Origin of the sequence: Planctopirus limnophila DSM 3776 (assembly GCF_000092105.1) — a bacterium.
In the GTDB taxonomy this organism is placed as follows: Bacteria; Planctomycetota; Planctomycetia; order Planctomycetales; family Planctomycetaceae; genus Planctopirus; species Planctopirus limnophila.
Genome location: NC_014148.1, coordinates 1,372,901 through 1,396,863 on the forward strand (window position 1 = coordinate 1,372,901; position 23,963 = coordinate 1,396,863).

Below are 23,963 nucleotides of genomic sequence, written 5' to 3' on the forward strand. Positions count from 1 at the left end.
GACTTGGAAGATTTTCAGGATATGAATTGGATGTCTGACATCCGCAGTGCTGCCAGGAAAGGTGGTTCATTGCCGTCTTCGCACTTGGAGGGACACAAATGTCACTTGAGCTGGATTTCTCTCGTTAAAGTACCTGTTCCGGTATCTAAAACTCCACCTCAACATGGAATGTTTGCACGCCAGAGTATCCGACCACAAAAGATCCAGAACTTTTAGTCACTCTCCAAACCATGATCTGAACTTTGCTGAATAATGTCTTCCAATTCTTCTCGGCCACTGAGTGTCCTGATGGCTGGCGGCGTCTTGAGAAGTTGTCCACATCGGGCAAGAGTTTGATTCAGGAGTGTAGCAGATGAATTCGCGTTGTGCGTGGAGTAGATGCCGAGTACAGAGCGTGCTCTCGTCATGGCGACGTAGAGACTGGATGCCAGCACGTTATCGTCTGAGTCAATAAAATTATCGGCACATGGAATGAGCACGACTTCAGCTTCGTAGCCTTTGAATGAATTTGCGGTCGTCACCAACAATGTCTTACGTTTCCGCTCGAACTTCTGGCTTTTTTGCAGGGAGAGTTCGACATTGAACTGCTCCAGTCGCGGGGCGACATCGGACAGCAGCCGTTCCCAAATCCAGTTCCCATTGATAATCAGACAGATATCATTTGGTGGCACTTTCTCGTCAATCAAAAGCTTCACCAAATCGTTTTGGAGAACTTCCAGTTCGTGATCTCTGGTGGCGTGCTGGCGAACATAGGGTCGGGGTCCGTCAATTTGGTTGTATTCCACTCGCAACCACTCTTCACGATCTCGCAATTCTTTGGTCAAAAGTCCGAGTGACTGGAGTTCTTTGTGATCCTGCAAATCGGCAGTTGGCGCTAATCGCTGCAAAACATTGACAGCGAACTCGGTAATCGGACGGGTTGAGCGAAAGCTCTCTTTCATCACGGTCGATCGGCCACGGAGATCGAGGCCAAACTCGGACCATTTTGGTGTTTTCCGACCATATAAGTTCTGGGCATTGTCGAAGAAAATGTGTGCCGACCGACTGTTGTGGTCTTCAGGTCGAGTTTGTTCCACGAGGGAGAGGAGAAGTCTCAGAGTGTGGGGGCCCATGTCCTGGGCTTCATCCAGAAACAAGGCCCGGCATGAATGTCGGATTGTTGTTTCTGACTGCTGATTCAAAAAGTCCTCCGAGGCCTTATCGTAGTTGAATTTGTATTGCTCCATCGAAAGCCCGACGCTCGGCAGGAGCTGCGCAAGCAGATCGCGCACATGAATCAGTTCCACTTGGTCCCAAGGGAACTCCAGTAGATTCCGTTGATTCTTCCAGGCGGCCTCAATGGAACTGCTGAGCAAACTATGCAGTGTTCGATTGGCGTAAACGGCCCAGATTTTTGCTTGGGGATCACCCTGCAAACGACTGGCTGTCTGAGCCAGCCAATTGGAAAGGACCACGGTCTTTCCGCTTCCCGCCACACCGCGTACCAGACGTGGTTTCCCATCCAACTCCAGTTGACTCAGTCGCTGCTGTTCCTGGGACAAAATGGGCTTCATCTTGCGGCGCAAGGCAAATTGCCCACCCAACGTGTCGTCCCCCTCGCAAGGTTCATCGGCATCAGGAGGTGTGAGCTGACTTGCGGACTGCCACTGAACTCCCCCTCTTTTCTTAACCAGAACTTGAGGGGTGAGCAATTGCCCTAGAGGACTGAGATAGGGTTCTTCCATTTCACTACGACTGGCGATCACAATCACGGCTTCTCGTGCACGACTGATCGCCACATTCACCAAGCGTTTCCACTCGTCATGGGGCCATTGATGACTCCCTGCGTTCACCGTGTCAAAAATCACAACATCAGCTTCTGATCCCTGCTGACGATGCACCGTTGATGCTTCCCAGCTTTCGAGCCTGTTTTCAGCAAACCATTGACCAAACATTTGAGCCTGGGCGACATAGGGAGAAATGAAAAGCCCATGGCAAGTTCTCATTTCCGATGCTTGCAGGATCTTCTCCAAGACGGCCAGAGATCCCTTTCGAATCCAACTCCGATTTCCTGGCCCACGCTCGGCACGAATGGAGGCCAGGTTTTTGTTTTCTTCATCAATCACGTACCAAATGGCCCGTGGCTGCTGGCTAAGACATGGAGGCAATGGACAAGGTCGCGAGTTGACTTCTGGAGCCGTGGTCAGAATGGAACCGTACTGATAGGCCGAGACGACCTGACAGATCTCAGGACGCATTCGCCGTTGTTCTGTTAGCACATGGACAGCAGGCGAGACGTTGGTCATGTGATGAAGATGGCTGACACCACTACTGGCTAGCCAAGCCTGTTGAACCGTCGTCAACACGCGCCGCACGCGACTGATGGGCGCCAGCTGTTTGGAATCACCGACCAACACAACTCGTCGAGCTGCCAAAAGAGAAAGTGCCGCTGTCGCTGCCCTGGAGATGAGACCTGCTTCATCAATCACAATCGTCGTGAAGGGGGCCTCGTTACGCTCCAGCAACGAACGTACTGTCTCCTGGTGGAGAAACTGGAGGGCCTTAAACGACGTTGTGATCACAACCCGGAAGTCGCGATGGGTAAAGATGACTCGCCCATGGTCGCCCACCGAGGATCGGAGTTCTTGAATTTTCTTTCGAAGGAAGGCCTTCTCTTCCCAGGAGTCAACCAGAGGCAGTTGACGACTCAACAATTCGATCTCACGCAACTTCTCGGTTTCTGTGCCAACGAGCATTGAGTCAAGACCATGGCTCTGAAATCGATCGACGGCCGCCCCGCGTCCAATCCGAACAAGTCCTAGTTCTTCAACATGGGAGTCTGCGAGTTCGACCGTAGCAGTTCCGATCGATAAAGCCACTGCATCTGTTGCCCGATTGGTCGTGGAGACAACCAGAATTCGTTCCGTAGGGTCCGCCAGTGCGGCAGCCACTTGACGGCCGATGGTGTAGGTTTTGCCTGTTCCGGGTGGACCCCAGAGCATACTCCAACTGTATTGCCACCATGGGGAGAGTTCTTTGAGTCCTCCAGCGGCGGTATGCCGGACTTGGGGGGATTGACTCCCCGTGGCAGCGCTCAATCGTTGACTGAGAACTTCAGAAAGTGACCGGAACCGCTCTTCATGGTAAATGTCATCAAGGGTACCGAGAAAATCAAAGGGCCTGACCAGAAATGTCCCCACAGTGGGAGGATGATCCGAACTGGTCAAGCTAATGAACAAGCATCCCTGTTGGGGATCAACTTCCAGAATTTCGCCTGACCACTGGCTGGCCTCTTCGACAGGCGATTCTTCAAAGTCGGCCAGGTCAATGGCATCATTCTCCTCCAGAGCGTGTGGCCGAAAGGCCAAGGCACCTTCCCACGTCCAATCAAACTCAAGACCGCTGCCAACATAGATCGCAAAGATTACTCCACGATCACTCTCGGAAAACACATGCACTTTCTGGCAAGTCAGACGGACCCATCGTGAGCTGATTCGCAGTTCTTCGCGTACCGCCTTGCGAGCATCTCGAAGATAGGTCGGATCACCGCTAGACAGGGTCAGTTCCTGGGGAAATCGGGCGGGTTCCCCGCACGCATCTCCAATGAACGAGTCAGCGGCATCTTGATGAGTGTCCTCACGCACAGGGGTGACAGCTTTCGAATGGATTTGAGTTTTGTTTTGTTCACTGAAGGAAGTGTAATGCGAGCAGGAAGGTATTTGCGAAGATGAAATTTGAGTGAATGTGAGCCCAATTTATTCGACAGGACGTCATCACAAAAGAGGCTGACCAGAGGGGTGAATCGAACCCGTGGCAGTCAGCAAGTCTTGGAAAATCAAGGTGATTTCGCTGAAATCCTCCCTTGATGATTGGAGAACTCTTCCGAGACGGTTGCGCCATAGTGCAGGGGACTTTTGAAAAACTGAACAGAATTTCGTTGGCGAGAACGTTGACACTTGGATAGATTTTTGAGGTCGACCAATTACTGAAATGGTCTTTATTTCTCCTTCGGAGTGATTTTTGTTTGAAGTCGAGGACGCACGCATGCGGCCTCGTTGACATCGCTGAGACGCGCGCGAGCGTCAGGAACTGCTTCTCTCAAAACCGCCAACCTGGGCTGTAAAGCCCTTGAGTACAAGAGCAGTGCTTGGACCGCGCCCCCGCAAGGGGGCGTCGGCCATGTACTGTTTTGTACGCCCCTTGGCGGGGGTTGAGAGAGCGGTCGTGGTTCGGCGCTCTCTTTCTTTTCCGCCAGCGGGGTATTCGCATGTTCGATCGTTTTTCTCTCAAATCAGACCCGTCGACGCCGTTCGATTTTATGACAGGCTCAGCGCTGTTTCGCAGAGTCCTCCTTTATGCGGGCATACTGTTCGCCAGCCTCTATCTCTTCGTTGGCGTCTGGTGGTGGGTCCATTCTTGGTCGGGACGAAGCGATCTCGCCGGATCAAGAAACACCAGAAGTCTGAGCAAGCGACAACTCAGCGACACGAAGAAGTTCGATGAAGCTCAAGATCGTTCGAAACTGATGGCTCATCGACCGGCTGCAGAACCGAAACCTCAAAACAACAAACCGGTCAATCAAGACGTTATGACGTTTATCGAATTGATGCGATCCAAATCGCGAAGCGAACCGCGAACAGGAACTTCTGTTACTTCAGATCAGACCACCAAAGCTCAAGACAGCCAACGATCTGCTTTAAGCAATCACGTCGACCCGAGCAAAAATGAGCCCAGAGCTCTCCTCACGAATGATTCCCAGAAACAGTTGAGTGAATTGCTGAAGCGTCCAGTTCATGGTGGGGTCTATCCCAAGTTGTCCCCTGGGTTTAGCCGGTCGTCATCAACTCGATCCCTACGTCCCGTGCGTAGTGTGCGGTCTCGGTTTGGAACATTTTATATGTTCTAAGTGTCAGGCACAGTGAGTTCAGGGATTGCGGTCATCTTGGCGACCACAATCTGACTTTCTGATCCCTTTTTCAAGTCGTGGTTCCCCTGTGGTGGGCCATGATTCGCGAGCCAGATGGAAGATTATCTCGGCTCACGCTTTTCGGGTCTTCAGCTGCGGCATCCCCGCGCCATCGACACCAGCTCTTGCGAATTTGCTCTTCCCTGAGTGGAGAATAAACATGCCCTACGATTTCTTTTCTCAAGCAAATACTACTGCCAAAGATTCGACAGCCAATCCGTCTCAACTGGCTGCAGGAACATCACTGCTTCTGGGAATTACGGTTGCCGCGGTTGTCTTTCTTGGTGGTTGGTGGTGGAGCAGCGGCTCAGTAACTCCCCCTGCGCAGTCATCGACCACTCCCTTACCACCAGTCCCTCCCGTAGTCCCAATTTCCAAGGTCGAGTTACCTCAGGAATATAGAGTTTTGGCCGATGTTCTGACTCATCAAATCGTTCCATCACCTGCGGAATGGGAAGTCGTACCCAAGCCCGCCGTACTAGCGGAATTGCATCGGCAACTGGATGCACTCCGCAATCTTTCCAGTTCGGATCAAGAGATTCAGAGTATGGCCCAGCGAACACATACGGCACTTGCCACCTTCATCAAGCACTTTGAAGAATTTCAAGCTTTACCAGATCCAACATCGACTAGTGATCTCATGCTTGATTCATTTGTTTCGGGGTTTGTCTCTGGATTTACTGGCGACCTTGAACTCGTCAAAGGTTCCTTTGAGCGTACGGCAGCATCCGATTCCCGAGCAGCGGCCAAACAGCGTGCGGCGATTGCGTTATGTCATGCCGAACAGCAATGTGTTGCGATCCAGCTCACACTATCTCGGATCGCTGAGCGTTTTGCGGCCCCGGTCACAGCTGCGGGGGATCGATTTAAAATTGATATTGATGATCCGTGGGGAGCACATGCCCCCAAAAAGTGGATTTGCTTCCATAATGGGGGAGATGATCTCCGGGATTGCACTCTGCAAGTTCAATTGACGGGCCAAAACGGACCACCACGCAGCAATGTCCACTTCATCAAGCATTGGCCAGCAAACACCTGGATGTACTCCCTCTATCAAGTCGGTTTTCAACTCCCCGATGGAAGCTATGTCGATTCGCAGACAGTTAGTTCCATCCAGTCTGCAGAAGTCAAACTGTGGTCACCTGAGTACTCGACACAGTTTCGTTACGACTATCAGGGGGCGGGCCGAGATGAAGATGTCAAAAGATTTGGATCAGCCCTCAAGATTCAAGGGAAGTATCTCCCGTTTAAGCAAGGGGTCCTTTGGAATACCCAACCAGGTGCTGAACTGACTCTCCACGGTGTGGAATGGCTTCCTCCAGGTAAGGTGACTCTCACGTTCCGTGGAAATCGAAGAAAAGAAAAGGCTTGGATCTGGGATCATTCCGGATGGCCGAACGGAGAGGCAAAGACGTTCACCACACCTGAGGGCGCTCTGGAGTTTGTGCCTCAAGAGATTGATGTGGAACTCTCATTTCCAGACACGGCGACCGTGTTCACAGAGCGGCTGAAAGTCTCGAAGTAAGCCAGTACGACTCGCGGTTATTTGTCGGGTCATTGGTTCCAAAGGTCGTCTCGTACTTTGGACAAAAAGAGTGGTGGAATCGATGTCGTTTCCTGCACCAAATCGCCAGACAAACTGGGCACTTCAATCACTACAGAGTCAAAACCAAATTCTTGCAAAGGGAACTCATGTTGCAGCATCGATTCTGGTTCACGGTCGTTTGCATTTTGGTGTTCAGTGGCCTCCCGGAAAGACTGATTGCCGCTCCGGCCGATCCTCCACTGACTCCCGAGCAGCGTCGAATCCTCGAACGATTCCAACAGATTTCCTGGCAAAAGGGGCCCGGCCGATTCGCAGTTGGGCCACAAGCCACCATTCAGATCCCTGACGGATTTCAGATCACCAATTCAGCCGGTGCTCAGATCTACATGGAGTTAAGTGGTAACCCGCCATCCGCAAACATTCAGAGTGTGGTAACATTTACAGAGGAGCCATTTGGATTTTACCTGATTTTCTCTTATGAGGACTCGGGGAAAGTCGATGATCGTGATGCGAGTAATCTCAATGCGGATGAGCTCCTCAAGCAGCTTCGCGAGAATACGAATGCTGGAAACGCTCATCGCAAACAACTGGGACTAGAGCCACTCTACATTGATCGCTGGATCATTCCTCCGCGTTACAACTCCACTACGAAGCAATTGGAATGGGCACTTCGCGGGCATTCGGAAAGTGGGAATCCCGTCGCCAATTGGGATACCAGGATCTTGGGACGCTACGGCATGATGTCCGTCAAGCTGGTGATGACAAATCCAGACGAAATTGAGTCTGTAATTCCCGGCGTTAATCAGCTGCTGCAAGGCTTTTCATTCAATGCTGGAAGTGATTACGCATCGTGGCAACCCGGAGACAAAGTGGCCGCACTGGGTGTGACCGCATTGGTGGCTGGATCCACAACCGCGGTCGCTGCCAAACTGGGATTCTTTCAGAAAATGGGTGTCTTTATTTTTAAATACATCTATCTGATTCTGGCAGCTTTGGGGGCCGTCGGAGCGCGCTTCCTTGGGAAATCCGCATCCAACTCGTCTCCTTCAGATTCAGTCGCGATGAATCGCGACTCGGCTCTTCCTCGTCCCCCGACACTTCCAGGACCACGTCCCCGAACGCCCCAGTCTCCCGACAATCAGTCAAGTGATTGACGTGCAATTGAGGGACGTAATGTGTCTCCGCCTCAAAGCCCAGCCATGCGACGATCGTAGAAGATCTTCGGCGGGTTGCAGACGGGCCGAGCCTTAGAGATCGGCGGGCACGTCAGGAAGTAGGGAGAGGAGATTGGCAGATAGTTCGGCGGCAGAGATATCAGCAGTTAATCCAATCATTTTTAGCGGTGATTGCAGGCACAGGCGGGATTGACCCACACGATGTACGGGATAACTGACCAATGGCTCTGGGTTGCCTTGGTGGGACTCTTTCTTCTGGAGCAATTCCGACTGCTGCGGAGAGAAGAGCAGGCCATTTTTGAGATGCGTTCAGGGCTCTGGAGAACTTGTCCCGTGTTATTGGAAAACTCCAGGTGTCGCCTCGTGTGGTTACCTATTTCTTCCACCTGTCGAGTCTTCATAGGAGATCAGGGAACTTTCGACCTTACATACTGTTGGACCGCTGGAACTTCGTCGTTATTACCGCGACCAGACGAGGTGAAAGACTTTCAGGCATTCCTCGCGGCCTGGCAACGAGCCAGTCAGTTGGTGCAGCTGACATCGACTGGGTTGGCTCTCTGTCTGGGCATGCTGATCCTCCTCTGGGCTGGTTTCTTGACGGTGAGTATTCCCTATGCCATACGCTGGACCCTGGGAGCCACTTTCACCTGCTGGTCACTAACAGCGTGCTTCTATTGGCAGTCCGCTCGCTCACTTCGGCGGCAGGGCTGGGGAGACGTCTCCGCCTCTGTGGCCGACGTCTTAATCAGTCCGCTGTCTGCACTCAAAGCCTATTCACTCTTGGGAAAGATGGGATGCCAAAGATATCACTTCAGTACTGTCGCCTGGGCTCTGGCTCCACATGCGGTGCTTCATCAATGGGCTCGCAATGCCACTGTCGCACCCAATCTTCAGGATTTCTCGACGGGAGTTTCTGCCAATCTCGAAACCCCGACGCCGGGACAACTCCAAGAGTTGCTTCAGCTGCGCGGCATAGAACTATCTGTGGCGATTGCTACTCCGCATCCCGATTCTGATGCAATCTGCTTTTGTCCGCGCTGCCATGCTCAATACACGCGCTGGGTGGAATGTTGTTGGAATTGCACTTCATGGAAAGAAACTTTGGCTGTGGAAACCAGTCCTGAAGAGCCTCCTCCCAAAGATTACCAAAGCTCCATCGAGTCCTAACAAAAACGACATTCCCCACTGTTGGGAACCGTTAGGGGGGAAAGTCCCCCAGATCGACACACAGCAACTGACTTAAAGCCAGGCGATGGGCTTGCTTTCAATTCTCAGGCCAGTGGAATTTTTATGGTTGAATACGTGGTCACTTTGACAGCCGTGCTGGCTGGTTTTTTCTTGGGTGGCATGTGGGGCGGAAATCTGGGGTCTTTTGTGGGAGGCCTCGGGGCTCTGTTTCTGTGTCTCGTTGTCAAAGATGTGCTCTTCCTGGAGCGAACGCTGGAGGGGTTTTTCGCGCGGCATCGAACGGAGATTGCCGGATTTGTGGTTGTTGTGATTCTGGTGATTCTGGGGTCTTATCTGCTGGGCCCAACCTGGGGGACGCTCCTGGGGCTCGTCGGTGGCCGTACTGCGGGAGAATGGATTGCCGGACGATTGGGATGGAGTGCAGAGCAGGCGCAGAACGATCTCTTTATGCGGGCAATCCAGTTGACATATCCGTTGGCACTCGTGGGTATGGATTCATCTCCAGATCCTCGCGAACTGAAGACAATACACGAGATTGCCCGACTCTTGCTGCAGCCCTTGGGGCTCCATCACAAGCGGGATGTGCAGAACGTTTTGGACATTTCCCGAAGGCTGATTGATGAGCCTGACTGCGTCAACTGGCTTCCGACTGCTAACGAGGAGCTTCGGTTCCGGATTGTCTGGAACTGTCTGCAGGTGATTTATTCCCGGGAGAGCATTCCTCCCGAGAAACGGCAGTTCGTCGTAGAACTGGAGCAATTCCTCAACCTGCAGAGTCTCAATGTCATTGGTGTCTACGATCGTTCCGTAGGGATTCAGTACATGCGTATCCCGGCATTGCATGTGTTGGGACTCTCTGCTGATGCAACAGACTCACAGATTGATGCGACGTATCGAGATGCTGTCCGTCAGTTTCATCCCGATCGTGTGCAAGGCGTTCCGGATCATCTTTCAGCTCTGGCTCGCGATAAGATGGTCCAGATCAATGAAGCGTATCATCTGCTAAAGACCTCGGATCCCGCCTCGCTGAAGTACAATTTTCGTGGGGTGGAGGAGGATGCCGTGATCACTCCTGATGGGGAATCGGGCTTTTTGTGCCGCTGCTGGCTCTGCCGAAAGGCCAATCGAATTCCCGATCAAGTCGTACTGCATTCTCTGCGCTGTGGTGGCTGCCATGCACTCCTCGGCCGACCGGTTTCGCCTGCCTGACATTCCTCTCCTCGATTCCCCAAATTCGATTTCGAAGAGTCGTCACCATGGGACGAAGGGCAAGGCTCCTCGTCGAAGCCACTCGCTGTCTAGCCAGAGGCGTTTGCTCTCTCTGGCTGGCAGTCTTTTGCAGCCCCAAGATCAGGCCCGGAATGGAAGTGGGTCTCTCGGGTGGCACTTTCCCGCCGACTGCCCCGGCAGACATTCGGGTTTCGCTCAACAGTCACCGGTCATGGGATCTTACCAGTGGAGTGGTGCTGCACGGTGACCGGTCTGGATGAGTACCAACGTCGCCGGGGACATGAAGGTCTATGCGCGAACAGGCTACTCGATGCACAAGTAGAGCTGTGCTTAGTTACAGCAAGATACTGGTAGAAAATAGGATCTCAGAGAGGGAGAGAAAACCCCGAAACACGCTCTCCTGAACATCGAAAAAATGGCATTTATTTCTTATTGAAACTCTGGATCTCTTTAATATTAAAGAAAAGGTGGTTTCTGGTGTGTCTTTTATCGCCGATTAAATGCTCGCCAAATGCCCTGCGGAAGTGCCTCCCACAGGTGCCATTTCAATAACTATTTGTTGCTGGAAAAAGCACCGCTTTTCGACCAGATCCTTATCCACCCTTCACAGGGAACATCTCTCAGAAACGCTGAGAATCAATCGGGTTGATGGTGCGTGAAAAAGCTCAACTGCAAGAACTGGCACCGAGTGGTCGTCTGCCATGGGCCGGTGAAAACCGAAACCCAATGCGTGGGGTGGGGCTAAAAAAATCTGGCAGGGGGATGAGCCCCTGCCAGATGAGCGGGATCTCTCCCAGTGAAAGTTCTCGCTTCCAGTGTGAAACTCCTGCCCAGGGCTCACACTGCTCCCTCTGATCCTTCCCCCGTGTTCCTGAGGTCACGCGGCATCGAGGAGGTTAAACAATGATCGTCTCACGTGAATGGGCCTTGTGGAATGGGGAACGTGAGATCTCCACTGGTGAGTTTTCGGAAACTGGGTGGACTGGTTCCAAGCGCATTGCTGGGAGGCCGACGGGTTCGCGTGTGCCGGACTGTGGTTGGCCAGTGGCCAGCACGTGGTGATCTCCCGGCGGAATGAGGCTGTCACGCGTGAGTGGCATGATGACGTAGAAGGCCTCCGGAGTGTCGAGACGAACGGCACTCTCCGAACTCTGAAAACCGAGTTGCTGAAACCCCATCTTCAGGGCTGAGAGAAGATAGCGGGTCTCCAGTGAGATTGCCCCGGATGTGCCCCAGCAGGTGGATCGCGTCAGTTGAATTTCCGTGGCACGTGCCGCACAGCGTGTCTGAATTCGGATCACGGGAAACGCCTGCGAAAGATCCACGGTCACCGGTTGATGAATCCGTTCTTCCGAGGTGATCTGGGCCTGGGGAAGATGTTCCAGAAGTTCTATCAGACGGCAGGCATCCACAGGATGGAGTTCCATCTGTGAGGCGGTCTCAGAGAGTTGCGGCACAACCCGGTCAATCAGGGGATACCGTCCTTCGGTTTCAATCTTCAGTCCGACGACCCAGGATCCAGATTGCACCACTAAATCGGTGGGCGTGCGAGCGAGATGGACAGTACTGGCACGTTCCCATTCAGGGAGTGCGAAAATATCTGTGCCTGCCAGCAGCAGATCGTCTGACCAGGGAAGTGGCAACCCGTTCCAAATCAGCAGTTGATGCCCATTCGACCCTGCGAGTCGCTGATGTTGAGCACTGTATTGCACACAACTCAGGGAGTACCGCTTGATGCTGGGGTCACGGAGTGACATCACTCGCTGCAATGCGGCGAGAAACCCCGGCGGGGCTTCCACCAGTTCAGACCAGATGGCTCGGGGCCAGCCTTCGGGAGGATCCATTCGCTGATATTCACGCTCCATCTCAAAACCCGAGGTTGTCCAACGGGCCTTGATCAGATCCTGATCGACTTCGATGGTCACGATATCCGGGGTGGTTCCCTGCACGTCTCGTAAAAGTGTTGCCGGGACGGTGACTTGTTCGGCATGGCCCAGGGAGAGTTCCGTGAGAGGTGAGGGAGTGGGACTGCGGGAGGGATCGAAGTTCTGCCAGAGAACCCAGACTTCAGGAGTCAGGCAGAGCATCTGCAGTTGAGTGCCGCGCTGAATCAGCGTGACCGGGGGTTGAATGCGCCGGGAGAAATGGATGAGTCCGGCATGTCGAAACGCTGTGAGGACTTGCCGGGCTGTCTGTCGTGAGAATTGAAACATGGGGTCACTTTCATCAAAGCGTGAGGGAAATCAGGGGCGTCGGCCCCCGAAAACAATGCCAGGCCAGAGCGATGGACTCCGGCCTGGCAGTACTCAGTCGTCAGTGCGGACAGTCCTGCTGGGAATCACGCCGTTTCGAGGTGATCCCAGTCGAGATAGGGAGCCAGTAGAGTGGCCGCTACCAGCGAGTCGTCGTCAGTCAGCGGAGGAGTGAGGTCAATGAGTTCAAAGCCCCGCTGGTGAATCACCTGCAGGTCTTCACCCGTCATTTCCGAAACGGCCAGTTCGAATTCACGTCGTGTCATCTTGTCCGTGTCTCCAAGTTCAAGGAATGGTTATTTCCCGCGAGAGTTCCCGGGGAGTTTTCAAAAAAACAGCCCCCAGTGGGGGGCTCATGAGTTGGCTAATCGGCCTGCAGGCGATGCTGCTGAAGCCAGTCGATTTCTGCCGTGAGGGCCTGACTGCGGTGAGGGTACGGCCCCAGTGAGGGACCATCTCGCAGGTGCGCCCACCACGCTCCGTTCACATCGGGCTCAACATCACTGGCCCGTTCAATCGACACCTGGCCCAGGGCCTGCCAGTCGAGTGACTCGCTGTAGAGCGTGACAATCACTCCCTGAGGGCGGATGAGAAGGATCTGCTTCATGCCTCCTCTCCCGTGGAGGGACGCATGATCGAACGTCGGGGACGATCAACGAGGAGTTGATCGAGTTGGGATTGAACAGCTGACATCTGCCGGGAGACGTGCTGACGCAGAGAAGAGTGATCCCGCAGTTGCTGGGGAGTGATGCCGCGGAGAAGGCTTTGAGCCTGCTGCACGAGTCCTTCGAGCTGTTCGTGAGAGCCAATCTGCAGAGTGCGAAACCTCTCGAAGAACTCATGGAGTCGTGAGACCGCCGAATCCCGGAAGACTTTGGGAGAAGCTCCCGACTGACCGCTCATCCGTTCGCAGAGATGCGTAATCAGCCCATTGAATTCTTCGAGGAAGGCGGTTTCGGCCAGTTGCATGGCTTCTTCAAAGCGGGCCGAAACGCGGGCACATTCCCGGGCATAGAGTTCGGGAGCCAACTGCTGCAGGTGATCCGGAGGAGTCACACTGGGATAATCCCATTCGACAGCAAACTCCTGCCGCAGGGAGTGAGGATAATCCCGAGGATCATAGAGCGAGCCCAGTCGTTCCCGGGCCTGCTGCTGGAGTGTCTCGAATTCTTCTTCGAGCCGCTCCACAGCCTCTTCGAGTTCCTGGCGAAACTCCGTCAGTTGGGCTTCAAAGATTCCCAGACGTTCTTTGCGGAGGAGTCGAATCCCAGGTTCCGGAAAGGGGAGCGTCGTGCTTTTCCAGTATTGGACAATCCGACTGCGAACCGCAGTTACTTGGCGATAGGCGGGAGCACTCGTATCAAAGAGTTTCTTGCCCGCCGAGAGAAACTTTTCGGCGGCACCAAAAGATTCCGCAGCCTGAGCCTTCTGGCTATGAGTCAGCGAACGACTGGTCCCCAGCCAATGAAAACTGACTCGGACAGCCGTGGTGATCTCCTGAAGTTCCCGTGCCAGCGGGCGAGGACGAGGAGCCTGCTGAGCAGGCTCGGGTTCTGTGGTCAACATGGTCATGAAAAGGCTCCTTGATTTCTCAATGGAAAAAACAGTGCGAAAGGTGTTGTCGAGTGACAACAACCGGTGGAAAACAACGTCCCGTTTGAACGCTTCCACTGATGTTCCGAGAGTCAGTGCGTGGCTAGGCCGAGACGCAGGCTGCTCAGTTGGTCGAGGGAGTCACCTTCCGGCGGGACGTTGAGTTGGAGGTGTGGGTAAAGAGGCCGGGGACATCGGCCGAGAGGCAGCGTCCACTGGCCCATTGCCGCAAATGCTCAATGGCTTCCGCAGAAGTCCGCGAAACGGGGACGACTTGTCGGGCCGCATCGGTCAGGGAAATTCCCAAGAGGGCGGAGAGTCGGCAGCACGATTTGATTTCGGCCCCTGTCCAGCCCGTGTCAGCGGGAATCGGTTCACTGGCAGCAATGTCATACTCTTGCCGGTAGAGCGACCAGATTTCCTGACGCTGGGGAGGAGCCGGGAGATCGACGAAGAAGACCCCATCGAGTCGTTCCGCACGGGTGAATTCGGGAGGCAACTGCTGAATGCTGTTGGCAGTCCCGACGAAGAAGACATCACTCGTGTGATCGGAAAGCCACGTCAGCAGTGTGCCAAAGAGGCGGGTCGCCACTCCGGCATCGCCAGTGCCCCCGACCCCCGAGAGTCCTTTCTCCAGTTCATCGACAAAGAGCACACAAGGGGCCATGGCATCAACAACCTGCAGAGCCTGGCGGATATTCCGTTCGGTCTCCCCCACAATCCCTCCCAGGACGGCTCCCAGATCGAGTGTCAGAACAGGGCGTCCGGTTTCTTGACCCAGAGCGCGGCAAAAGGCACTTTTGCCGCAACCTGGTGGTGAGAGTAGGAGAATTCCCCGGGCCGTGACCCGCTGAGTTCCTGACTGGGGACGGAGTGCCTGGCGACAGAACTGTTTGAGAGCCTGAAGACCTCCCAGAGCGGCGAACGATTCGCGGCCACGATGCAGTCGCAAAAGACTCTGTTGCCGCAACGTCTGAGACTTGAGTTCCCAGATAACGTCCGGTTGGAATGTTCCATGCCTTACCAGGGAAAGGGAAAAGGCATTTTCCGCTTCACTGCGAGTCAGTCCGGCAGCGGCATCGAGGAGCTGTTGCCAGGTGGGGCCCGTGGGAATCAGTGAAGGGGCATCGGCCACGAGTTCCCGCGCGATCTCTCCCAGTTCGTCAGCTTGCGGGAGTGGAAACTCCAGCACCACAAATTGCCGCTGCAGTTCGGGAGGTAACTGGACAACAGGAGCGAGGATCACCAGGAACTTGCGGAGTTGTTTGCCCAGTCGCAGCCCCCGGATGAGCTGCTGAATGATTTCCGGGTTTTGCAGGAAACGATGAAAGTTGGGTAAGACCAGCAGTTCGGCCGTGAAATCAGCGGTGGTTGGTCGTTCCAGAAAGTGTTGGAGAGCCGAGAGAGGATCGGAAATTCTGTCCGGGGCTGCAGGACCTGCGGAGAGACCTTCTGCGGACTCAGAGAGGGAGAGAAAGCCTTGAGAGAGATCCCAGGCCGCCAACTGCCAGTGGTGCTCCTGAGCGAGAGCACGCAGTTGCCGTTCGACTTCATCGGTTTCAGGCGATTGAATCCACAGGCCACTGAAAGCGGCCTGAATGTGTTCGACGAGTTGCTGAGAAAAGTGCATCTAGAGACTCCGGGAGAAAAAGGGGATGCATCACGAAAAAACCCACTGGAGAAATGCCAGTGGGTAAGTGAGATTCCGAATCTGTGTGGGGACTCCGCGCAGGAATGCGTTCACCGCGCCATCACCACAAACAGCTGTGACAACGAGAAGTCGTCTTCGTTTCAGTGTTCGGGAAATGGTGCGTGCGATTGATGGGTCATCGGTGTGTTTTGTGACGTCGACGAAGGTTGATAGTACTCGGGCTGGAGTTGTTCCTGGAGTGGCAGACCTAGTGCCTGAATCAGGCCCGCTGTGGCGTGACGGCAGGTGCTCCCAGTGAATCCCTGGGCCTGCACCTGCACCTTTCCGGTGGGATCAACTCGAATTTCGATGGTCAGTGACATGGAAGAATTCCTGTAGGGACATGAGGGATCTATGGGACTGGAGAAAGTGAGAGCGGTCGCTCCCGAGCCAAGGCCGTGGTGGGTGTGGTGCGGGGTGGCATGCGGTTTCAGGAACTGACGCCGATGACCAGACGAATGGCACCACTGCTTTCCTGAAATTCCTGCACCGAGTGCCCCTGCCGCCGGGCTTCGAGTGTGGCTTTGGCGACGGCGTAGTGTTGCAGAAAGGCATCCAGTCGCTGGGGATCCCCCCAATGACCGAGAAAGTTGTCGTACTGCACTGTCCCGGTTTCTGTTTGACAGACCAGGGGGTATTTCCATTCGGGCAAAGCCACCAGCCAGCCCGTGCATTCGCGATTGAACAGACGAGCTGTTCCCTGACGCGGTGCTGCCAGTTGCAGACGTTCACAGGCGTGGTGAATGGCGGCGGCATCTTTGACTTGCGTTTGAATCGTGACGAGGTGACTCATGAAAAGAACTCCTGAGAGAAAGCGGTGTTGGAAAACCTGTGACAATCTGAAACGTACGGTTGGGCTCGTCAGCACTCTGGCGAATCCGCATCATCGATTTGCGTGGCTTCGGTGGGACCGGTCAGTCGTGATGGGGGACTGTGTGAGAGAGGTGCTGCCGGGCGTGCTTCCAAACGCAACACGGGAGAGTCTGGAGTCGCCAATTGGGCTTCGAGGAGCACCTCGGCGAGAAGTTCATCCGGGGAAGTCGAGGTTGAGGTTCGCAGCAGCATCCAGCAGAGTGCGAGTGGTGTCACACAGAGTGCCAGTTCGCCGACGCGGAGAATGGCCGCCGCAATCACAGGATCGCGCACGCGGGCAGTGGCCCACTCGGCACGTTCCCGTTCGAGCGTATCACGTTGTCGAAAGAGTTCCTGGCGCTCCTGCATCCAGGTCTGCTGGAGTTCCGCCAGTCGGCGATTCTGTTCAGCCTGAGTGTGAAGTGCTTCCCGAGCGGGAATGGAGCTTTCGGGGGTGTGGCAACTCGGGAGGAAGAGAGACAGCAGGAATCCGAGAATCAGCAGCAGGTACCACGGCATCGGGTTTCTCCTTGATGGAGGACAAGCGAGCAACCACCTGCTGCCAACCACGGCGCAGACGTCGCTCACGTAGAATGATCAGACAGGCCAGTACCAGTGCGGCACTGCATAAACCGAGAATTGCAGACATTAGCTAAGCTCCTTTCTGACGAGGGAATTGAAGGACACCTGCGCGGAGTGCGCAGGCAGGTCACGGCTCTGCGAGCCACGTTCTGTGCGCAGTGTGTTGCGCACAGAATGTGGCGCGATGCATGGTCATTTCCGACAGCTGAGAGCGCACGAATCGACGCGCTCAAAACGGACGTGCAATGGGAAAAAAGGGCGTTAGATGTCGAAAAAATGAGTCGGCCACAGTTAGCCGGAATCTCGCACACCCTTTCTGACGCAAAAACGCGGTTTTTTTAGGAAAGTGCCGTGTTCGAGGTCCGGAGGGGCTCTGGAGCGCGCGCACAGTGCGCACACGGCCAGCACTCACTCACCGACGAAAGATCAGATGGCCGCTCAATTTGACGTTTTCCAGCAACTTTTCGTGTGTTGGGAGGATTGCGGAGTCTGGTCTCCAAACTCTGGGTGGTAATCGTCGGTCTCTGGAGAAGGCTCAACAGGAGCTGTGACACTCCCGTCCTGCAGCCAGCACGTCATCCAGAGATCTGTGGGAGCCAGATGACTCCAGTCGAATGGCAGCGACTCCGATTAACGACAGTGTGATCACTCCAACAGAAGAGCTGATCCCTGCAAAACCACTGGTTTTTACGATGAAAATGTCAGTCGTGCTGAAGACCAGAAACGGGCCTTCGAGAACAACTGGACCGCTTTGTATGGAACAGTGGGATTTCCATGGCCAACCGGATGTGTCGTAACGCCGCGTGGCTGCGGATTTTGGATTCGTTCTTTTTTATAGACAAACGCAAGCCTACGTCTTTCGGCAGAGCGGCAGTAAATCGCAGACTAGGTGAAAAGTGAAGGGGGTGCGAACATTACATAGGATCAATGAGGTTCAAGAATTTCGGGCATAACATCAATTGGAAGAAAAATTTTTAGCACGAATCTACGAAAACGCCATGTGAAAACTCGAAGGCTGATCCGCAACTCCTCTGCCCAGATCCGTGGCGATCCGTGACGAACGCCGTGTGAGTCGATGTTTCTCGGTCCGCGTTGAAGTTTGATCCGCGCTATTACGGGTTGTGCGGGAGAGATTTTTCGGACACTCAGGAGTTTGAGTGCAAGCGGCGAGTGTCGAATTCTCAGTCCTTTGTTTCCAGAAGCGAGTTTCCAGATCTGAACTCTGATTGCGGAATTTTTGGTCGGAGATTTTGAGAGTTGGAATTCGAGGCCTGAGTTCCTTGTGTAGAAGATCACTCAGTCAAGCCGTCGATGCCATGTGCTGAGGTAAACAATCATGGTGTTTGGATCGGCGCAAAAGTCACTGAGGTTTCACGAGCGCACATCGAACACGCAGTGGCCACCATTGGTATCTCATTAACCATGTCGCTGTTCAAACAGAGATCTGAAAAATGATCCCTATGGACACCAGACTTCAAAGAGACTCTTGAGGAGATGATTTTCAGAAAATGGGACTCAACAAACCCAGTCCACATTCGGATCAGGTTTCAGAGACGATTTTCGAATGCTCGTCGTTGTGAGAGTCGTCTTTGATCTTCTCGAAGTTTCTGTCGTCTCGATTCCCAGATGCAGGTGCTGATCAAGGCATCGGAGCATTTTGAGGCGCCTGACAGCATCGACTGCCTGCTCTCCCAAAAAATGGATTGTTGTGCCAGGTGAGTCGCCTGATTCTCACGATGTCGCAGCTCTTAAGAAATCGCTCCAAAATCAATGGGTAGTCAGGGTAGTACGTTTGGCCGTCCAGGCCGTCCATTGTGCCTCAGGGGGCATTTTCAGAGCGCTGGCGAGCAAGTTTTTCACATAGAGTCATGTTTGTGGAACTCAAACGCTCGTTCAGGGGTCTGACGGCGGTCAGCTCGGTGGTCAGACACAATGGCAGAGAGTCTTCAAACATGATGTCAGACGAGCTGATGTCTGACAGGAAATTCGAACTGTCGTTCAGAAAACTTGTGCTGAAACAGTCCAGCCTGTGTCGTCAATTTTTCGGCTCTTGAAGAGTCCAGAACTTCAGAAGACCAATCATCGATTCTAAATGTTGATCTTCCGTGACGAAGTGAAGTTCGCAAAATCGTGAGCATCCAGAATCATCACTTCGAAATTCTTTGTGCAAACCTTCTCTCGCAGTTTGAGCAGCAGAATCAGCACGCAGACATACAGCTTTGAAAAACTTCGTTGTGAGCGGTGATGAGAATTCGATTTGTGACAAGATTCTCAGACATGGTCAGCGCGATCTTTTTCAGAAAAAGATCTGGCTGTCGATCGTTCTTCAGAACATGTTCTTTCAGTGTCACCAATTTGTCAGTTTCACCAAGTTTTGAAATGCAGTTGAGTGCGAGTGGTGCTCACCTGCGACTGCGCAGAAAACTTTCTGCGCAGTCGAAAATCTGCAGCACGAAAAAACGTCAGAACAAGAACTGGCAGTGCTGAAACTTTTTTCTCGGGAAAACTTTTGCATGAACAGATCTCAGTGAGAAGTTGCTCAGTCGCGAAACTTGGGAACGTAATCATCAACCTTGAGAGAAAGACACTTCAGAATGCTCAGCCGCAGAATCTGGCATTCGAATGAGTTGGCATCATGATCGCCGAGATATTTCTGATTTGAACAGACTCAGTCATGAATTAGCGAATGTCAGTCGCAAAAGTATCAGTTCAGAACAACTGACTGACTGTCTTAGAAAAATCAGACGGAAATCTCTCGAAAGAACAACAGCCTTCGAAAAGAAAACCAGCTCGAAAGAGAACTTGGAGAACTCTTCAAAACTGGAAACGAAAACGATTTCTAAATTGCAAGCGAAGCGAAGCAAAACACCGCGAAAACGCGAGCGGTAGCGAAGCGTTTTTGCGCAACGCCGACGTCGACGGCACCTTTCTCCTCACCTGAAAGGGGAGGAGAAAGGTGTCAAAACATTGACCAAACCACCAAATAAGATTCGAAAATCGATTCCGCTGGTTTTTGCTGTTTTTACGACACAGTTTTTGACAAAAAGACGGAACACTGGAAATGATTTCGGTGTTCCGTTTCTGTTTTTGAGGAGTGAATTCTGTGATTGAGAGCGACAAATCTTGGTTTGATTTCGATGACGACGACGATGATCTGGACTGGTCGGTTATGGGGAAACCGATACCGCAGAAAGTTTCCAAAAAACAGGAGATTGAGAAGGAGTTGCAGGCATCCTGGGGGCGTTATGGGTTTAGAAATCCATATCCCAGCAGTGACCTCGTGAAAGAATGGCAGTCGGTTGCTTACAGCGTGCTCGACGAGATCTGGCGATTGTGCGACAGCTACTGGCAGTATGACTTCACGCGATTGCGTGTCCGCCATAAATTGGCAGCCGCCGGAATCCTTCAAGCTCGACGCCTTTATGACATTCAAAAAATCGATCCAGAGTTTACCGGTGAGGTGTTTCTCAACCGTTATCATTGTTCGCCGCCAGGGCGACGCTCGCGTCTACAACAGTTAAGTTGCCATCAGAAATGGTTTTGCCCGTACTGCTGTCTTGCGTCTGCTCTTCGCAGTTATGGACTATGGGTGACAAGATTGCCGAATCGCAAAAATGGCGTGCTTGCCTACTATCAAGAAGATTTCCGTTATGACGGAGTCACAGCGAAGACAGCCGCAGAAACTTTTGATTTCACACTGTTGCAGTACCCTTATCGCTTGCGCATGCGGAAAGGACACCCCACAGCTGCGATGACCTGGTGTACCTTGTACCCTGTAGAATCCGGCAATACGCGGCATAAAGAATGCCCGGATCGTTTAACCGGTAATTGGGCTGGCGAGCGTCGTTACCTGTTGTTTTATCCTTCAGACGTCGACATGAAGCTGCCGAGAAATGACCGCATGTATTTGAAGAATTACGACTGGTTTTCCACAAAAGTTCTGGCGCGTTATGTCGGCAAAGTCTGTCAGTTTCGACGTAACTTGTTGGCAAAACGTTTCGCTCCCAACCTGGCAGCCCTTTATCGGCTGAAGAGAGATCCGCGACATCGGTGTGTTGGCTCTCATTATCCGTTCAATGTGCATTCGCACTACGGCGAGCTTCGATCCAAATTTGATAACCCGGAATGGACCTTCTGAAAAACAAAACAGCATCAGGGCAGATGCCACGCAACGCCGTTCAAGATTTTAGCAGGTGTTGAGCGGGTTTACGTTGGGCTTTTGCCAGGGGTTTCAAGGGGAGTGGGAAGTGGCTGCCGTTGATGTGGCCATGGCTGCGATTTCTTACTCCCTTTCCGGCGGTATTCATTTTTCAAAGCCTTGTTCGACACCGATTTTCAGCAGTCGGTCAGACTCTCAGGGATCTCTCGGTCGTCCTTGAGAATTCTCAGAAGTATTCGCTGTGAGGCTGCAGGAGACCAGCGGTAGAGTTTCTGACGTGCTTCGCGCAGTTCCAGCCGACTTTTCAGTCGCGACAGCCAGTATCCCGAGTGGTACTTGAGTCTTGTAACTCAGGCTCTCCCGATGGGTCACTTCTCTTACGCAGCCTGCATCTGCATCGCATCACCCGCCATTATGAGTCATCAACGGTGTTGGGTGCCGCCAGATTCTGCACAGAAGACGGATGGACTTCCGAAGTGACTTCTCAAAGACAAAATTCTGCGGGGAGCCAGGCCTGCGGACCCCGTCTTCGTACATCGCGAACCAACGAGTGCAGCCATGTCGCGGATCTTTTTTTTGCTCTTGGTGACTGAGTCCCTAATGGGTCACCGCGGGCAGATGTTCTGTCCAGTTCAAAAAGTGTCGGCCTGAAAGCCAAGGACAAACATCATCCACTTCCCAAGAGAGCAAGCGAGTGATGCATCTCGTTTCTGATGGAGGAGAAAAAGCTCAAACACGTTCTCTCAGAGACAATGCGTGGCCCCACCTGACCTTTCAGGAAAAGCTCGCGTGGAACGAAGTACGATCAGGAGTCGCAGGGATTGATACACGCATCTGTTTTCTGTGTGTCAGAATGCTGAGTAATCGAGGTAGAAAGCTTCTTTAATATTAAAGGAGTGTTATTCCTGTTGTAGAGGTCGTTTTCAAAGCCACTGAGAGGCAAGAAAAACAGCTTCTCACCGAGACGACAAAGTGGTTGAAGACGTCATTCCAAGAGGTGTCTGATAAATACAGAGCTTATCATCCGAAGTCTGGGGTGAGATTCTCCGTAGAGTATGGGCCAGAAGTGGAGTTCAATCTGCCGGGGAACGAGTCGCGTGAAGGGTCGGGAATTCGAAGATGACCTCTTAGTGGGAGCATTTGCGGATCAGAGAGAATAGAGTTCAAGAAAACTTCCCCAGGCGAGTCACTCCGCAGTCGAGAGAGGTGTTATTGTGGGCGGAGTTTGGCAAAGGAATGATTGGGGGCGACAAGAATCCGCGAGTCAGTCCCTTTGACGAAAGGTTCTGCGAGTGAAGAGTGGACGTTCGCATGCCAGGGTGCGATTGGGATCAAACGGGGGAAGCCCGTAAGCGCGAGTCAGACAACATGTTTGGCGACGGGCTAGGATGCCGAGAGGAAATCACTCATCCAGAGTCGATTTCCCAGACGCTGCCCGTGTTGAAGATCAAAGCATCGAAGGCGCGTGAGGTTGTCAGGCAATACTCGCAAATTCTCGGCAAGTTGACACCGCTTTTCCAGCACATGATTCAAAGAACGCTCGAAGCCCAAGCACCTGAGGCTGGCAATTCTCAGTGAGCATTCATTCCTCAACGGTTCTTCTGCGGAGATGTTTCCTGAGGTTTTAGGGGGTATCAGGGAGCCACGAGCGACACTGGGTAAGAAAATGACCGCTCTGGCCATAGTGCTTTGCCGAAGTGCAGACATTGTTTCGGAGTACTGGAGTACGAGCAGTCCGTGCTAGAGAGCATCAAGATCCGATTTGATTGACCGGCTTATAAGGGACGCAATCAGAGAAGTCGTTGAGACCCGATCGGAGCATTACCGTGGAGAATAAAATCAGGCTCTGTAATTGTAAGCTGTCGAATGAAGAGTGGCAGCGTGGAGTCCGAGAACATCAGAAATAGTGATGCAACTTGCGTGCATCTACGTTAGATCCCACATCTCTTGAGCTGAAATTCTATTGTCGAGATACGCTGATCTGCGGCTGATTCTCTTTCTCTAGAACGCATGGTTTTGAGTTGAAATGCAGTAAATGATGCATTTCGGAAAGGTTCACAGCTCAATGAAATGATGCGAAAAGTAGGGCGAAGTGATCAAGAAAACAAAAAAGCTATTGCGCAGGGAGTGCTTCTCGTAAAATAGATAGATCTGCCTCAAAAGGAGATAGGTTGACGGTTCAATAGATGGTCCGTCAGCTTGCGAAAACGGATTCAATGTCAGATTAGTGATGAGCCAGGAGGGAACGATGGAAGACAGTTTGGGACGCCCACTGACATTTTCTGAATTAAAAAAGGAGATTGAGAGAGTTTATGGAGTGAAATTGCATTTAGGGACACTCCATCGCTGGCGGACTAGAGGAGTTCGCGGGAGATTTTTAAATGCCTGGAGATGTGGGGGACGCTGGATGTCGTCTCTCGTCGATGTGCGGATGATGATGGAACCTTGTGTTCCCGAATCTCCAAACAATGTCATGCCTCATTTGGATATGTCGCGCGTCGACAGAGAGTTTGACCGTCAAAAACGATGGCGGGTTCTCTATGTCCAGAGTGAGCTTGTCAATCGATTTCAGTTTCCACCCGAAAAGACAATCTAAAGGCATCGGTCTAATGTTTCCTGCCATGAAGTGGCAGAGAGCCCCTTAGGCCGAATCGGCCTGTTAATCTTTAGGTTCTTGGTTCGAATCCAAGTCGGGGAGCTTTCGTCAAAATTCGAACTTTGGCGACCAAAAGACTTAACGCCCGGCGTCGA

15 protein-coding genes are annotated in these 23,963 nt (G+C 52.9%); 6 read left to right on the forward strand and 9 right to left on the reverse strand.

Annotation, left to right across the window (positions count from 1 at the left end; translation table 11 throughout):
* Positions 1–212: 212 nt before the first annotated feature.
* Positions 213–3,623, reverse strand: a complete 3,411-nt coding sequence (locus PLIM_RS05565; RefSeq protein WP_013109348.1) for an AAA domain-containing protein — start codon at positions 3,621–3,623, stop codon at positions 213–215.
* Between the two features lie 1,482 nt (positions 3,624–5,105).
* Here PLIM_RS05565 and PLIM_RS05575 point away from each other — a divergent pair.
* The 4 genes from PLIM_RS05575 (at position 5,106) to PLIM_RS05590 (ending at position 10,063) form a co-directional block, all read left to right on the forward strand.
* Complete coding sequence (locus PLIM_RS05575) at positions 5,106–6,470, forward strand: hypothetical protein (RefSeq protein WP_013109350.1); 1,365 nt, start codon at positions 5,106–5,108, stop codon at positions 6,468–6,470.
* A gap of 167 nt (positions 6,471–6,637) precedes the next feature.
* A complete protein-coding gene (locus PLIM_RS05580) occupies positions 6,638–7,645 on the forward strand; it encodes a DUF2167 domain-containing protein (protein ID WP_013109351.1) in 1,008 nt (335 codons plus the stop codon).
* A gap of 498 nt (positions 7,646–8,143) precedes the next feature.
* Positions 8,144–8,833: a hypothetical protein gene (locus PLIM_RS05585; protein WP_041401225.1), complete on the forward strand. Its 690-nt coding sequence runs from the start codon at positions 8,144–8,146 to the stop codon at positions 8,831–8,833.
* 123 nt (positions 8,834–8,956) lie between these two features.
* Complete coding sequence (locus PLIM_RS05590; protein WP_013109353.1) at positions 8,957–10,063, forward strand: J domain-containing protein; 1,107 nt, start codon at positions 8,957–8,959, stop codon at positions 10,061–10,063.
* Positions 10,064–10,980: 917 nt separating this feature from the next.
* On the opposite strand, the gene PLIM_RS05600 is transcribed toward PLIM_RS05590, so the two are convergent.
* The 8 genes from PLIM_RS05600 to PLIM_RS05635 form a co-directional block, all read right to left on the reverse strand.
* A complete protein-coding gene (locus tag PLIM_RS05600; RefSeq protein WP_013109354.1) occupies positions 10,981–12,297 on the reverse strand; it encodes a beta clamp domain-containing protein in 1,317 nt (438 codons plus the stop codon).
* A 125-nt stretch (positions 12,298–12,422) separates the two neighbouring features.
* Complete coding sequence (locus tag PLIM_RS05605; RefSeq protein ID WP_013109355.1) at positions 12,423–12,602, reverse strand: hypothetical protein; 180 nt, start codon at positions 12,600–12,602, stop codon at positions 12,423–12,425.
* A 98-nt stretch (positions 12,603–12,700) separates the two neighbouring features.
* Entirely contained in the window at positions 12,701–12,943 is a 243-nt protein-coding gene (locus PLIM_RS05610) for a hypothetical protein (RefSeq protein ID WP_013109356.1), read from the reverse strand.
* Positions 12,940–13,908 (reverse strand): hypothetical protein, encoded by a 969-nt coding sequence (locus PLIM_RS05615; protein ID WP_013109357.1) that lies wholly within the window; start codon positions 13,906–13,908, stop codon positions 12,940–12,942. Before PLIM_RS05615 ends, PLIM_RS05610 begins: the two co-directional genes overlap by 4 nt.
* Positions 13,909–14,053: 145 nt before the next feature.
* Complete coding sequence (locus PLIM_RS05620) at positions 14,054–15,559, reverse strand: AAA family ATPase (RefSeq protein ID WP_013109358.1); 1,506 nt, start codon at positions 15,557–15,559, stop codon at positions 14,054–14,056.
* Positions 15,560–15,720: 161 nt separating this feature from the next.
* Complete coding sequence (locus PLIM_RS05625) at positions 15,721–15,942, reverse strand: DUF2997 domain-containing protein (protein WP_013109359.1); 222 nt, start codon at positions 15,940–15,942, stop codon at positions 15,721–15,723.
* A gap of 107 nt (positions 15,943–16,049) precedes the next feature.
* A complete protein-coding gene (locus PLIM_RS05630) occupies positions 16,050–16,412 on the reverse strand; it encodes a hypothetical protein (protein ID WP_013109360.1) in 363 nt (120 codons plus the stop codon).
* Between the two features lie 68 nt (positions 16,413–16,480).
* Positions 16,481–16,990, reverse strand: a complete 510-nt coding sequence (locus PLIM_RS05635; protein WP_013109361.1) for a hypothetical protein — start codon at positions 16,988–16,990, stop codon at positions 16,481–16,483.
* Between the two features lie 3,166 nt (positions 16,991–20,156).
* Here PLIM_RS05635 and PLIM_RS05665 point away from each other — a divergent pair.
* Both PLIM_RS05665 and PLIM_RS24975 read left to right on the forward strand, forming a co-directional pair.
* Positions 20,157–21,191 carry a hypothetical protein gene (locus PLIM_RS05665; protein WP_013109363.1) on the forward strand — a complete coding sequence of 345 codons (1,035 nt, stop codon included), beginning with the start codon at positions 20,157–20,159 and terminating at the stop codon, positions 21,189–21,191.
* Between the two features lie 2,269 nt (positions 21,192–23,460).
* Positions 23,461–23,808 carry a DUF1580 domain-containing protein gene (locus PLIM_RS24975; RefSeq protein WP_013109366.1) on the forward strand — a complete coding sequence of 116 codons (348 nt, stop codon included), beginning with the start codon at positions 23,461–23,463 and terminating at the stop codon, positions 23,806–23,808.
* Positions 23,809–23,963 lie beyond the last annotated feature (155 nt).